Below are 12,493 nucleotides of genomic sequence, written 5' to 3' on the forward strand. Positions count from 1 at the left end.
GCAGGGGCGGGGCGGCTTACCAGTCGCCCTTGTAGAGCTGGCCGCGTACCGCGCCGCCCGGGAACGCGGCGGTGTGCAGGTTCGCGTACCAGTTCTTCGGCTTCTTCCAGATGCGGCGGGCCACCGCGGTGGAGGTGGTCGTGCTGCCGGCGATGCCGTTGACGCTGGCGGGCAGGCCCTTCTCGGCGGCGAAGAAGGGCACGACCACCGGCCCGTTCTTGCCCTTCGGGGCGCGGTGGATGTGCGCGCCGACCGGTGGCCCGACCCCCGCCCACGCGGCGGCGAACCACACCCGGTTGCCCTCCGGCTGCACCAGCCACCCGGCGCGCCCGTCGCGGTCGCCGACCTTCATGCCGGGTGCCGGTATCTCCTGGTGCCCGTCGGCCCGCGTGGTGAGCGTGGCGCCGAACCCGTGCGCCAGCACCGACTCCAGCTCCACCGGGCGGATCCGGTACAGCTGAGCCCGTACGGCGCCGCCGCCGAACTCGGCGTTGTGCAGGTTGGCGTACCACTTGCCGGGGTGGCTGACGATGCGGCTGAGCAGCGCGCCGTCCTGCACCTGGACCGTGCCCTTGACAGCGTGGAAGGTGGCGGGCAGCGCCTCACCGAAGAACGGGACCCTGACATCACCGTTCTCACCCGCCTCGCCACGGTGGATGTGGAACCCGCTGGGGGCGTCTACTTTGCTCCACCGCACGGCGTAGTCGACCCGGTTGCCATGGATCCGGAACACGGCGAGCGCGCTCCCGTCCACGTCACCTACCTTCATGCCCTGGGCGGGCACTTCGTTCGCGCCCTTGAGCGACGCGGCCAGGTAAATGGGGGTGGTCGCTTGTGCGGAAATCGGGTTGAGCGAAGTGGCGATCAGTACGAGGGAGGCAGCCAAGCCGGGGACAATGAGGGTGCGCCTGTTCATGATTACCCTTTCCGTTCTCTCTCGGCCTGGTACGGCTGCCTCCCTTGTGGGGTTCAACTGCGGATAAATGAGCATTTTCGGCGACATGTGGCGCAGGGGCACTGACCTCAGGAAACATGACGCCGAGCCTCGCCCGCTTGTCAGGCCAGGCCTGTCACGTAGACGTCGCCGTCGGCCACGGTGACCTCGCGGGCGCTCGACGCTCCAGTGGCCAGGATCCTGGCCGGGTCGCGGAAGCAGGTGATGAGCTCGACCCGCTGGACCGGCTTGGGGGTGGGGATCGCGGTCTCCGCCGCCCACCGCCGGCCGTTCTCCAGCCGGTAGGTCGCGATGCCGGGCTGTCCATCGACCGTGGTGTAGACCCGCCACGTGTCCGGCCCGATCTGCTCCATCTCCCTGGTCCGCAGCCCGGTGGCCACCTCGCTGGTCTGCCAGCCGCGCGGCGTCCACACCGAGGCGAAGTCGTGGAATCCGAGGGCGGCGTCCCTGGTGAACCAGACGACGAACGGCCGCCCGTTCCGCAGCCAGCCGACCAGCTGGATGTAGTCGGGCGAGACGACGTCGGCCGGGCGCTCAAGAGGCGTCACCACCACCTTGCAGGGCCCCTCGATCTCGTCGTTGGTGAGCTGCGGCCCGAGGTCGGTGCCGTCGGCGGCGTGGAAGGTCAGCGCGTCGGGGTCGAACCAGGCGTAGTGGATGTCCTGGTGGTAGTAGTCGTGCCGGTGCTGGCCAGGACCGCCGCCGGCCAGCGTCCACGCCAGGTGCACGCGCTCGGGCCGGCGCTGGTGCCGCAACTGCCCGACGTAGATCTCGTTGAGGTTGTCCGCCCTGTCGGTCGAGCCGAGCACGTACGGCAGGCCAGTGAGCTGCTTGGAGCTCTGCCACGTGACCCCGTGGTCGGTGGACCTCATGAACAGCATCGGCCGGTTGTCCGTCGGCGCGCTCGGATCCACGGTCCGGGTGGTCTCCCGGAAGAACACGAACAGGTGCCCGTTGGCCGCCTTGAACGGCATCGGATAGCTGGCCGCCGCGCCCTCCGCGACGACCCGGGGGCTCCACTCGCCGTCGATGGTGTGCGGCTGCGGGGACCTGGCGATCACGGTCTCGCCGTTGTGCATCCCGACGACCACCACGAGATGCCCGTCGTCCGCCTGCACCATGGTCGGGTAGTTGTGGGAGTCGCCACGCCCGTCGATGATCTTCAGCGGTGCCGACCAGCGGCCGTGGCGGAACGCCTGGACGTAGCTGTCCTCGTTCGTCCCGCCCCAGGAGATGAACGTCGTCCCCGCCTTCGGATCGTGGACTCCCCCCGCGACGGGCCGCCGGTCGGTCCTCGCCGCCACCCCGGTCGCGGCCGTCATCACCCGGAAGTTCACCGCCCGTGCCGCCGACGCCGGTCCGGGTAAGCCGCCGGCCATCAGCGCGCTCCCGGCCAGGACGCCCCCGGCCTTCAGCAGGTCTCGCCGATCCATAGGGTGCCTCTCATCGTGCAGAGATCGGAGGTGTTGGGCACCAATGACGGTATTTCTGGCGTGGAGTACGGTCAAGGCTCTGTAAAGATCCGAGTTCCCGGCTTCTACAACCGCTTGCCGGGCTACGAAGCGTTCTCATGGCCAGCCAGGGACGCGGGACTGGGTGCCCGCGTCCCTGACCGCTGTCACCTCAGCGAGCGCAGGTCGTCAGACCGGGGCGCCAGCGGCAGGCGATGGCGGCGAATCCGCCCTCCGCCTTGACCTCCACCGGCAGCGGGGCGCCCTGCACCACGTGCGTCTCACGGACGAGCCCGTCGGCGCCGTCCCCGGTCACCTCGACCAGCCACCGCCCTCGGAGGAAGGCCGTCGGCACCTGCAGCGTCCGGGCCGCCCCGGAGACTCCGGCGCCGATGAACCAGCGGTCGCCGCTGCGCCGGGCCATCACCGTGTGGTCGGCCGGCTTCCCGGACAGCAGCCGCGTCTCGTCCCACACCGTGGGCACCTGGTCGAGGAAGCGCTCGGCCTCGGGCCGCGCCCGGTAGGCCTCCAGCGACCCGGCCAGGTTCTCCAGCCCCGACTCGAACACCACCGACAGCGCCAGCTCGTGCGCGTCGGAGGTGGGCCGGCCGGGACGCTGGAAGGCCATCGGCGTGTAGTCCATCGAGCCGATCTCGTTCCTGGTGTACGGCAGGGCGGCCAGGTGGCTCGTGGTCAGGTTCGACGACTTCTCCGCGCCGTGCACCCCTTCCATGGTCATCACCTGGGGCCACGTGCGGTTGATCCCCTTGGGCACGGTCGAGCCGTGGAAGTTGACCATGAGCTGGTTGTCGGCCAGGTCGCGCAGCGTCCCGTCGTACCACTGCAGCCGCTCCTGCGCCTCGGAGTCGATGAAGTCCAGCTTGACACCCTTGACACCCCATTGACGCAGCAGCCCGAAGCGCTGGACGCGCTTGTCGTGGGTGTCGAAGTCGGAGAATCGCAGCCAAGTCATGATGCCGACTCCGCGGGCCTTGCCGTACTCGACGAGCTCGGGTATCCAGGTGAACTCGGCCGTCCGATCCGTCCAGGCCCGCTCGCCGGTGACCGGATCGTCGTACCAGCCGGCGTCCACCAGCACGTACGGCCAGCGGTGCTGCGCGGCGTAGTCGACGAACTCCTTCTGGCGCTCAAGGCTCTGCTGCACGCTCCGGCCACCCGCCAGCCAGCTCCACAGCACCTTGCCCGGCTTGATCCACGAGGTGTCGGCGACCTGGGATCCGGGCGCGAGGTCGTCGACGAGGGTGGACTCGGTGACGGTCGCGAGGTCGCCCGTGACCATGACCCGCCAGGGCGTGGTCAGGCCGTGGTCGTAGGGGACGCGCGCGTCCCAGAGGCCGATCTTGTAGACGCCCTGGTCACGGACCAGGCGGGGGCCGGTGTAGGAGCCGTTCAGCGCCGACTCGGCCAGCAGGAGGTGGTTGCGGCCGACCCCGAACAGGGCGGGCATCTGGTATTCGGCCGGGGGGACGTCGGCGTACTGGATGAACGGGTTCTCGTAGTCGCGGCGATATCCGGCCAGCCAGGCGGTGGCCCCGGCGGGGACGGCGAACGCCGACGCCTCGCTGAGGACGGCGCCCGCGCCGGGCAGCTCGTAGCGGTAGGCGACGCCGTCGCGGGCGGCCCTGACGACCAGGTCGAGTCTGGAATTGCCGCGGGTGAAGCGGAAGCGGGTCTCGTTCATCACGGACAGGCGCTTGAGGCGCTTGCCGGCCGTGGTGGTGTACTTCTCGACGACCACGCGGCCGGAGCGGCCGGTCAGTGTCAGGCCGGTGGTGAGGTCGGCCTGTTCGGTGGTGAGGCCGAGCGGGCTGGGGTCGAGCACGGTCGCGCCGTCCCGCGACACGGCCACGGACGGGCGGCCCTGCGGGTCGAGGTGGACGGTGGCGACGGGCCCGCCTGTGGGGGCCTTGACGGTCCAGGTGTCGGTGGGGGTGGTGGTGGGAGCGGTGAGCAAGCCGGCGAGCAGGGTGCCGGTGATGACCCAGTGCAACTGGTGCCTCCCGAGAGGGCTGGGGTGTGCAACCGATTGTACTGGTAATTAACTTCCTCAAGAATTGAATTGTCCAGCCGTCGGGGCCATGGGGGCCTTTGGGGCCCTGGGTCAACACATGGTCCACGAGGTCGACTTGGCGCGCTGTGTCGGCGAGGTGAGCTGGAAGACGACCGTGTGCTGGGACCCGAGCTCGGGAGTGATCAGCTTCTTCGAGCCGAAGTAGTCGCTTCGGCCGTAGGACGGGATCCGCCTGGAGCCGCTCTCTATCACCTGGCCGTCCACGAGCCACTGATAGGAGAACGGGGCTCCCATCTCGGAGGAGTCAATGCCGACGCCGAAGCTCAACGAGCCCGAGTAGCAGGTGACACCCGCGTCGTTGATCTTCGACCGCCCGGCGACCCGCACATAGGCGAGGCTGAAGGAGGCGGCCTTGGTCTTCTTGCTCGCGGTGGGCGACGGTCGCGTTGTCACCGGTTTCTTCGTCGCCGTGTTCGTGGGCTTCGGTGTGTCTCTTGGCGTGTTCGTGGGCTTCGGCGTGTTCTTGGGGGTGTTCTTGGGGGTGGGGCGGACGGGCGTCGGCTCGGGGGTGGAGCGCGAGTGCGTGGCCTTGGGGGTGATCGGTGCGGTCCGCGTCTTCTTGGGCGCGGCGGTCTTCTTGTGCTTGGTCGTGGTGGCGGAGGGGGACGGCTCGCTGGAGTTCGCGGCCAGGGCCGACAGCGCGGCGCCGCCGTTCAGCGGGCCTTTCCAGACGACGACGCCGGCCGCCAAGCACACGGCGACCGCTCCGGAGACGCCCGCGACCAGCGGGAAACGGCGGCGCGGCCGCGCGGGACGCTGACCACCACCTGCGGGGGCGTGCCCAGGGCCGGGCGGGGCGTACCCGGGGCCAGGCGGAGTGTGCCCAAAGCCGGGCGGGGTGTGCTGACCCGCTGGCGGCATGTGCTGGTTTCCGCCGCTGTTGGCCCCGCCGATCAGGCGCAGCAGAACGTCCTGCATCCGTGGGCGGGCGCTCGGGTCCTTGGCCAGGCAGGTGTACACGACCGAGCGCAGTGGCTCCGGCAGGTCGCCCAGGAACGGCTCCTGGTTCAGGATGCGGTTGATGACCGCGGGCAGCGAATCCTCGCCGGACGGCGGCGTGCCCGTCGCCGCGTACACCATGACGGAAGCCCAGGCGAAGACGTCCGCCGCCGGGCCGACGTACGCGCCCGCGAGCTGCTCGGGGGCCATGTACGCGGGCGTCCCGACGACGCTGCTGGTGACGGTGACGGCGGAGTCGGCGACGCGGGCGAGGCCGAAGTCGACGACGCGCGGCCCGTCCCGTCCGAGCAGCACGTTGGCGGGCTTGAAGTCGCGGTGCACGATGCCCGCCTGGTGGATGGCGGTCAGCGCGGTGGCCGTGCTGACGGCCAGGCGCTGCAGGTCGCCGCCGCTGTGGCGGCCCGCCTGCTGCAGGGAGGGGCCGTCGACGTACTCGCTGACGATGTACGGACGCCCGCCCATCGACGCGTCGAGCACCTGGGCGACGCAGAACGGCTCCACGCGCCGGGCCGCGTCGATCTCCTTGGCGAAGCGGTCGTCGCCGCCGACGGACTGCCGCAGCACCTTGACGGCCACCGGCCGCCCGTCCGGGGCCTGGCCGAGGTAGACGATGCCCTGACCGCCCTCGCCGAGACGCCCGAGGATCCGGTAGGCCGCGATCGTCTCGGGGTCTCCGGGGCGCAGCGGTTCGGCATTCGGCATGAGTGGGGTGACTCCTGTGACGGCCGGAACGGACCCCACGCACCTTAACGGGATAGATCCCGATTTTCAGGCACGTTACGCGATCTCCACCGCAGGCCCAGGTGCACGCGGGCGCGGGGTCGCGGGCGGCGCGTCACGGAGCCGTCAGAGGCGGTAGACCCGGGTGGCCGTCGCGGCGAACACGTCCCTGATCTCCTCGGCGGATCGGCCCGAGAGCACGTCCTGCCAGGTAGACAGCAGAGTGGGCAGGTCGGTCCACAGCTTCTCGATCGGGAAGTTGCTGCCCCACATGCAGCGACGGGAGCCGAACAGCTCCAGGCACGTGGCCGCCACCCGCTCGATCAACGACCGGTCCACCCGGTGCACGAAGGTGCCCTGGCCGGTGAGCTTCACCACGACGTTGGGTTGATCGGCCAGCAGCCTCAGACCGCGGGTCCACTCCGCGACGGCGGGCGGCTCGGCGCCCACCGGCATTCCTGCGTGGACCAGCACGAACGTCACATCCGGGAAGCCGGACACAAGGGACGCGGCGTCGGCCATCTGGGCGGGGAACACCTGCAGCTCGAACAGCCACCCCAGGTCGGCGAGCGCGCCGATGTTGCGCCGGAAGACGGGGTCCTTCATGCGGTCGGGAGCGGCGGCGAAGCGGAACTCCGGCCGCTCGTGCCAGTGCAGCTGCAACCGGGTGCCGCGGACGAGCGGGGTGACGGCCGCCTGTCGCCGCAGCACGTCGGCCGCGCCCTCGTCGAACAGGTCGGCGGAACCCACCACGGCGGTGGGCCAGCCGGTCTCGGCGTGTACGTCGCGCAGCCACCGCACCTCGTCCACGGAGCGGTCGAGCGGCCAGTTGGCCTGGACGTAGACCGCCGAGGTGATGCCGCAGGCGGTGGCCTCCCCGACGTACTCGGAGGCGGGGTAGTCGCGGCGGATCGGCTCGTACGGGCCGAAGATGCGCGGCACCATCTCCCCCTGGAGCCAGGGCAGATCGGCGGCCCGCCAGATGTGATGGTGCGCGTCCACGATTCCGTCCAAAACTCAAGCTCCCAAGGGTGGTGGGGTGGACCAGCGTCGCGCCGCGGTGTGGCGGGGGCCGGACAGGACGGCGGGGAGGCGGCGTACCTCCTCCAATGCGGTGGGCGGATCGCGTACGCCGCCGAGGTGGTCCAGGCTCGGGAGCTGGGCGGCCATGGCGCGCGTGGCGGGGCGGTAGGTCGGCGAGCAGGCCAGCGGGGACCACCAGACGAGCCGGTGGCCGAGCCGCGACAGGCGGGCCGTGGCGCGCACCATGGGGGCGCAGTCGCCGCGTTCGAGCCCGTCGGACAGCACGATCACGAGCGCGCCGCGGGCGAGCGCCGCGAAGCGTGGGTTGCCCAGGAACCGCGCCAGCGCCGCGCCGATCGCCGTCCCGCCGTCCGCGTCCGTGACCAGCCCCGACACGGCCCGCAGCGCCTGATCGGCATGCGGGTGCGACAGCGCGGCGGTGATCCGGGTGAGCCGGGTGCCGAAGGTGAACACCTCCGTACGGGCCGGCGCCGCGCGCAGCGCGGTGTGCGCGACGCGGAGCAGGTCCGGGGTGTGCAGCCGCAGCGAGCCGGAGACGTCGACCAGGATCAGCAGGCGGCGCGGACGCGGCGGGCGGGCGAGGCGGCGCAGCTCGATGATCTCCCCGTCGTGGCGATGGGCGCGCCGCCACGCGTGCCGCACGTCCAGCCGGTCCCCTGACCGGGCCGGGCGGCGTCGCCGTGACGGCGTGGCGGGGAGGACGGCGGGCCAGGCGGCTTCGAGCGTGCGCATGAGCGCGTGCCGCCCCTCGCCGGTCCGGCCGAACTCGCGGGTGCCGTAGGTGCTCAGGGTGCTGGCCTCGATGCCGTCGCCCGGCCGTACCTCACGTGGCGGGTCGTCCTCGCCGGGTCCACCGGGGGACGGCGCGCCGCCCTCGTCGCCTTCGGGCGGCGGGTCTTCCCCGCCAGGTCCCCCCTGCCGGAACCAGGCGTCGAAGACCCGGTCGAAGGCGGGCAGGTCGTCCACGTTCTGGAGCAGGGTGATCCGGGCGTACCAGTACAGCGTGGTCAGGTCGGGCGGCGGGGACTCGGCGATCGCCCACAGCAGGTCCGCGCGCTTGGTCGGCGCGGCGGGCACGCCCACGCTGCGCAACGCGGTGAGAAACCCCCAGAGATGGTCCGCGGCGGGGGTCAGGTCAGGCATCGTCGAACACCTCCTCCGCGTGCGCGAGGAGGAGCCGGGTGTCCTCCTCGTCCTTGATCAGCAGGCCGAGTGCCCGGCGCAGCGCCACTGGCCACGGGCTGCCGCCCTCGGCCAGCGCCCGCGCGCCGCGCGCCCACTCCACCGACTCGGCGATGCCGGGCCGCTTGAGCAGCGGCAGCCGGCGTACACGCTGCACCGCCCGTACGAGCCCCTCCGCCGCCCGCTCCTCCAGCCCGGGAACGGCCGCGCGCAGGATCGCCCGCTCGCGGTCCGGCTCGGGAAAGGCGATCCAGTGGTAGAGGCAGCGCCGCTTGAGCGCGTCGTGCAGCTCGCGCGTGCGGTTGGAGGTCAGCACCACGATCGGCGGCGTGCGCGCCCGTACCGTGCCCAGCTCCGGGATCGTGATCTGGAAGTCGCCCAGGAACTCCAGCAGGAACGCCTCGAACTCGCTGTCGGCCCGGTCGATCTCGTCGATCAGCAGCACCGCGCCCCGCTCGGCCTGTACGGCGCGCAGCAGCGGCCGGCGCAGCAGGAACTCCTCGCGGTACAGATCACCGACGTCCTGGCCCCGGCTCTCGGCCACCCGGACCTGGAGGAGCTGCTTGGGATAGTCCCACTCGTACAGCGCCTGGCCGGAGTCCAGCCCCTCGAAGCACTGCAGCCGGATCAGGTCCAGGCCGGTGACACGCGAGAGCACCGCGGCGACCTCGGTCTTGCCGACGCCCGGCTCGCCCTCCAGCAGCAGCGGCCGGCCCAGCCGCAACGCCAGGTGGATGGCCGTGCACAGCCCCTCGTCGGCGAAGTAGCCCGCGCCCTCCAGCGCGGCGGCCAGTTCGCCCTCGCGCCAGAGGGTCACAACTGGGCGTGCTCGGTGGTCAGCAGGTGGACGCGCTGGGAGGTGTGCGCGGCGGCGTCGGCCGCGGCGGCCTTGCCGTCCTCGGAGCCGAACGCGGCGGCGCGGGCGTCCTCGTCGTCGAAGTACAGCTCGTTCACCGAGTCGTACGCCCCGCCGTCGCCGGTGGTGACGCTGACCGTGTACTTGCGCAGGCCGGGCAGCCTTTTGGCGAACTCGACGTGGTCCTCCACCACCCACTTGGCGAACTCCTCGTGGGACAGGCCCTCGGCCCGCTTGAGCAGGGAGACTACTTTCAGCATGGTTCCTCCACTTTCAGGCGCAGGGCGTCGAGCCCGCGCAGGACGCGTTCGGGGGTGAACGGCATCGACTCCAGGCGCACGCCGCAGGCGTCGAAGATCGCGTTGGCGATGGCCGGGATCGGGGCGTTCGCCGTCATCTCGCCGATCCCCTTCGCGCCGTACGGCCCGTTTCCGGCCGGGCGCTCAAGGAACAGGCTGTGCTGTACGGGAATGTCGGCGGGGCCGGGCATCAGGTACCCGGCGAAGTCGCGCGGCCCGTGCTCGCGCGACGGGTAGTAGGGCTCGGTGGTCTCGAACAGGGCGTGCGACACGCCCATCCAGGCCCCGCCCTCCACCTGCTGCGTCGCCATGGCCGGGTTGAGCGCCCGGCCGATCTCGTACGCGTTGTACAGCTCCAGCACCTCCACCACCCCGGTCTCGTCGTCGACCTCGACGACGGCGGCCGTACACGCGTGCGCCTGGCAGGAGTCGGGGTCCATCTCCCCCGTCTCGGGCACCGGCGCGCTCGGCTCCTTGAGGTAGATGCCGCGACCGGAGATCGTCCGCCCGTGCTTGAAGTGCGCGGCCAGCGCCAGGTCGGTGATGTGGATGCGCTTCTCCTCCGCGCCCTTGAGCCGGATGAAGCCGGTGCCGTCGGTCTCCAGGTCGGCGGCGTCCACCTCCAGCTCCTCGGCGGCCACCTCCAGCATCACGCCGCGCGCCTCGGCGGCGGCCATGATGACGGCGTTGCCGACGCGGTGGGTGCCGCGGCTGGCGAAGGTACCCATGCAGTGCGGGCCGGTGTCGGTGTCGGCGGTGTCGACGAGCACGTTCGCGATCGGCAGGCCGAGCGTCTCCGCGGCGCACTGGGCGGCGATCGTCTTGATGCCCTGGCCCAGGTCCACCGAGGACAGCGAGATCACGAACGTGCCCGTGGTGGTGGCGTGGATCAGCGCCTGCGAGGGGTCGCCGCCCAGGTTCATGCCGGTCGGGTAGTTGACCGACGCGTATCCGCGCCCGCGCAGCAGCGCCATCGCTACAGCCCCTCTCGGGTCGTGGAGGACATGCGGCGGTACGCCTCGGGCAGCTCGTGCCCGGCCATCTCCGCCGCCTTCTGGATCACCTCGACCAGGGCCGTACCCTCGGCGACCTTACGGTGGGCCTTGAGGTCCCCGTCGCGGTAGGCGTTGAGCAGGCGCAGCCGCAGCGGGTCCAGGTCCAGGGCGCGGGCGATCCGGTCCATCTGCGACTCCAGCGCGAAGTCGGCGATGGTCACGCCGAACCCGCGCATGGCGCTGGAGGGCGTGCGGTTGGTGAAGACGCAGTGGCAGTCGGCCCACACGTTCGGGATCGAGTACGGGCCGGGCAGGTGAGCGGCGGCCTTGGTGGTGCCGTACGGGGTGTGGCGGGCGTACGCGCCGGCGTCGACGTACAGCGTGACCTTGCGGCCGATGATCCGGCCGTCGGCCATCACGGCGTCCTTGATGTAGATGCGCTCGGCCGCGCGCGGCGAGGAGACCTGCATCTCCTCGGCCCGGTCGTACACGAACTTGACCGGCCGGTCGGTGGCCATCGCGGCCACGCACGCGACCGGCTCGACCACCACGTCCACCTTGCCGCCGAAGCCGCCGCCGACCGTACCGCCGACGATGCGTAACTTGTTGAACGGCGTCTCCAGGATCAACGCGGTGTTGTCCAGGGTGAAGAAGCACGCCTGGGTGTCGGAGTGGATGCGCAGCCGCCCATCGGCCTGCGGCACCACGACGCAGCCGGTGGTCTCGGCAGGAGCCTGCTCGATCGGCGCGGACTGGTAGCGCCACTCGAAAACGTGGTCGGCCCGCGCGAACGCCGCCTCCACGTCACCGAACCGGATCCGCCGGCAGTGGTGACCCTCGTAGATGAAGTGGTTCTGCCCGTGGTACTCGTTGACCAGCGGCGCGCCCTCCTTCAGGGCCTCCTCGACGTCGAAGACCGGTGGCAGATCCTCGTAGGCGACCCTGACCCTGGCCGCACCCTCCAGCGCGGCCGCCTCGGTCTCGGCGACCACGGCGCAGATGGGCTCGCCGAGGTACCGCACCTTGTCCACGGCCAGGATGGGCTCATCGTCGGGTCCGACGCCGATCAGCTTGAGCGGGGTGTAGAGGTTGTTCGGGATGTCGGCGTGGGTGAGGATCCGCAGGACACCGGGCACGGCCAGGGCCTCGCTCAGGTCGACGTCCAGGATCCTGGCGTGGTGCCGGTCGGAGCGGTGCATCTTGAGGTGGGCGAGCCGCGCCGGGGCCACGTCCTCGAAGAACTCGGTGCGCCCGGTGACGTGCCCGCGCGCGTCGGAACGCTGAACGACCGAGCCGATCACGGTGAAGTCGCCGCCACCGTCCACGCCCGTGCCGGCGGCGGCCCGCTCGTCGGCGAACGTACTCGTGTCGATGGGAGCGAGCCGGTACGTGGGGGCGAGCCGATCCGTCATCGCGCCACCGCCTCCTCCTGCGGGGACTTGGCGCGGCGGCGCCTGGCCGCCTCCAGGATGGCGATCACGATGGGCCGGTAGCCGGTGCACCGGCAGACGTTGCCCGAGATCGCCTCCACGACGTCCTCCTCGCTCGGATCGGGATCCCGTTCGAGCAGCGCCTCGGCGACCATGATCATGCCGGCCGTACAGAAGCCGCACTGAGTGGCGAAGCAGTCAACGAAGGCACTCTGCACCTCGTCCAGCTCACCACCGGCGGCGACCCCCTCCAGCGTGCGGACCTCGCGGCCGGCGACGGTCTCCACCGCGACCAGGCAGGCCACCTCGGGCCGACCATCGACCAGAACGGTGCAGGTACCGCAGGCGCCCTGCGCGCAACCGCGCTTGGCCGCGGTGAGCCCCAGCGACTCCCGCAGGCTCGCGAGCAGCGTGGCCCCCGGCACGGCGATGAACTCCCGCCGCTCACCGTTGACGACGAGCGAGACGATCTGTGACGGCACGGTCCACCTCTTTCTGACGCGCAGGCA

11 protein-coding genes are annotated in these 12,493 nt (G+C 71.3%); all 11 read right to left on the reverse strand.

Annotated features, from left to right (window positions below; all coding sequences use genetic code 11):
- Positions 1-16 precede the first annotated feature (16 nt).
- The 11 genes from LDL49_RS28890 to LDL49_RS28935 all read right to left on the reverse strand — a co-directional run bounded on the left by LDL49_RS28890 (position 17) and on the right by LDL49_RS28935 (position 12,466).
- On the reverse strand, positions 17-916 hold the full coding sequence (locus LDL49_RS28890; RefSeq protein WP_225295355.1) for a CHRD domain-containing protein: 900 nt from the start codon (positions 914-916) through the stop codon (positions 17-19).
- A 140-nt stretch (positions 917-1,056) separates the two neighbouring features.
- Positions 1,057-2,388, reverse strand: coding sequence for a BNR-4 repeat-containing protein (locus LDL49_RS28895; RefSeq protein WP_225295357.1), 1,332 nt, complete (start codon positions 2,386-2,388; stop codon positions 1,057-1,059).
- Positions 2,389-2,578: 190 nt separating this feature from the next.
- Positions 2,579-4,417, reverse strand: coding sequence for a glycoside hydrolase family 97 protein (locus LDL49_RS28900; protein WP_225295358.1), 1,839 nt, complete (start codon positions 4,415-4,417; stop codon positions 2,579-2,581).
- Between the two features lie 111 nt (positions 4,418-4,528).
- Positions 4,529-6,160: a serine/threonine protein kinase gene (locus LDL49_RS59305; RefSeq protein WP_372470450.1), complete on the reverse strand. Its 1,632-nt coding sequence runs from the start codon at positions 6,158-6,160 to the stop codon at positions 4,529-4,531.
- A 144-nt stretch (positions 6,161-6,304) separates the two neighbouring features.
- Positions 6,305-7,192: an amidohydrolase family protein gene (locus LDL49_RS28910; protein ID WP_225295361.1), complete on the reverse strand. Its 888-nt coding sequence runs from the start codon at positions 7,190-7,192 to the stop codon at positions 6,305-6,307.
- A 3-nt stretch (positions 7,193-7,195) separates the two neighbouring features.
- Complete coding sequence (locus LDL49_RS28915) at positions 7,196-8,365, reverse strand: VWA domain-containing protein (RefSeq protein ID WP_225295363.1); 1,170 nt, start codon at positions 8,363-8,365, stop codon at positions 7,196-7,198.
- Positions 8,358-9,221 carry an AAA family ATPase gene (locus tag LDL49_RS28920; RefSeq protein ID WP_225295365.1) on the reverse strand — a complete coding sequence of 288 codons (864 nt, stop codon included), beginning with the start codon at positions 9,219-9,221 and terminating at the stop codon, positions 8,358-8,360. Before LDL49_RS28920 ends, LDL49_RS28915 begins: the two co-directional genes overlap by 8 nt.
- Complete coding sequence (locus LDL49_RS28925; protein ID WP_225295367.1) at positions 9,218-9,520, reverse strand: EthD family reductase; 303 nt, start codon at positions 9,518-9,520, stop codon at positions 9,218-9,220. The genes LDL49_RS28920 and LDL49_RS28925 overlap by 4 nt, the downstream gene beginning before the upstream one ends.
- Complete coding sequence (locus tag LDL49_RS57220) at positions 9,514-10,533, reverse strand: xanthine dehydrogenase family protein molybdopterin-binding subunit (RefSeq protein ID WP_263655635.1); 1,020 nt, start codon at positions 10,531-10,533, stop codon at positions 9,514-9,516. The genes LDL49_RS28925 and LDL49_RS57220 overlap by 7 nt, the downstream gene beginning before the upstream one ends.
- 2 nt (positions 10,534-10,535) lie before the next feature.
- Positions 10,536-11,966: a xanthine dehydrogenase family protein molybdopterin-binding subunit gene (locus LDL49_RS57225; protein WP_263655636.1), complete on the reverse strand. Its 1,431-nt coding sequence runs from the start codon at positions 11,964-11,966 to the stop codon at positions 10,536-10,538.
- Positions 11,963-12,466: a (2Fe-2S)-binding protein gene (locus LDL49_RS28935; protein ID WP_225295369.1), complete on the reverse strand. Its 504-nt coding sequence runs from the start codon at positions 12,464-12,466 to the stop codon at positions 11,963-11,965. Before LDL49_RS28935 ends, LDL49_RS57225 begins: the two co-directional genes overlap by 4 nt.
- Between the last annotated feature and the right edge of the window lie 27 nt (positions 12,467-12,493).

Origin of the sequence: Nonomuraea aurantiaca (genome assembly GCF_020215705.1) — a bacterium.
Lineage (GTDB): Bacteria > Actinomycetota > Actinomycetes > Streptosporangiales > Streptosporangiaceae > Nonomuraea > Nonomuraea aurantiaca.

Coding starts and splice junctions, on each gene's coding strand:
- LDL49_RS28895 (WP_225295357.1), bottom strand. CDS start 2,388: ATGGATCGGCGAGACCTGCTGAAGGCCGGGGGCGTCCTGGCCGGGAGC.
- LDL49_RS57220 (WP_263655635.1), bottom strand. CDS start 10,533: ATGGCGCTGCTGCGCGGGCGCGGATACGCGTCGGTCAACTACCCGACC.
- LDL49_RS28890 (WP_225295355.1), bottom strand. CDS start 916: ATGAACAGGCGCACCCTCATTGTCCCCGGCTTGGCTGCCTCCCTCGTA.
- LDL49_RS57225 (WP_263655636.1), bottom strand. CDS start 11,966: ATGACGGATCGGCTCGCCCCCACGTACCGGCTCGCTCCCATCGACACG.
- LDL49_RS28915 (WP_225295363.1), bottom strand. CDS start 8,365: ATGCCTGACCTGACCCCCGCCGCGGACCATCTCTGGGGGTTTCTCACC.
- LDL49_RS28925 (WP_225295367.1), bottom strand. CDS start 9,520: ATGCTGAAAGTAGTCTCCCTGCTCAAGCGGGCCGAGGGCCTGTCCCAC.
- LDL49_RS59305 (WP_372470450.1), bottom strand. CDS start 6,160: ATGCCGAATGCCGAACCGCTGCGCCCCGGAGACCCCGAGACGATCGCG.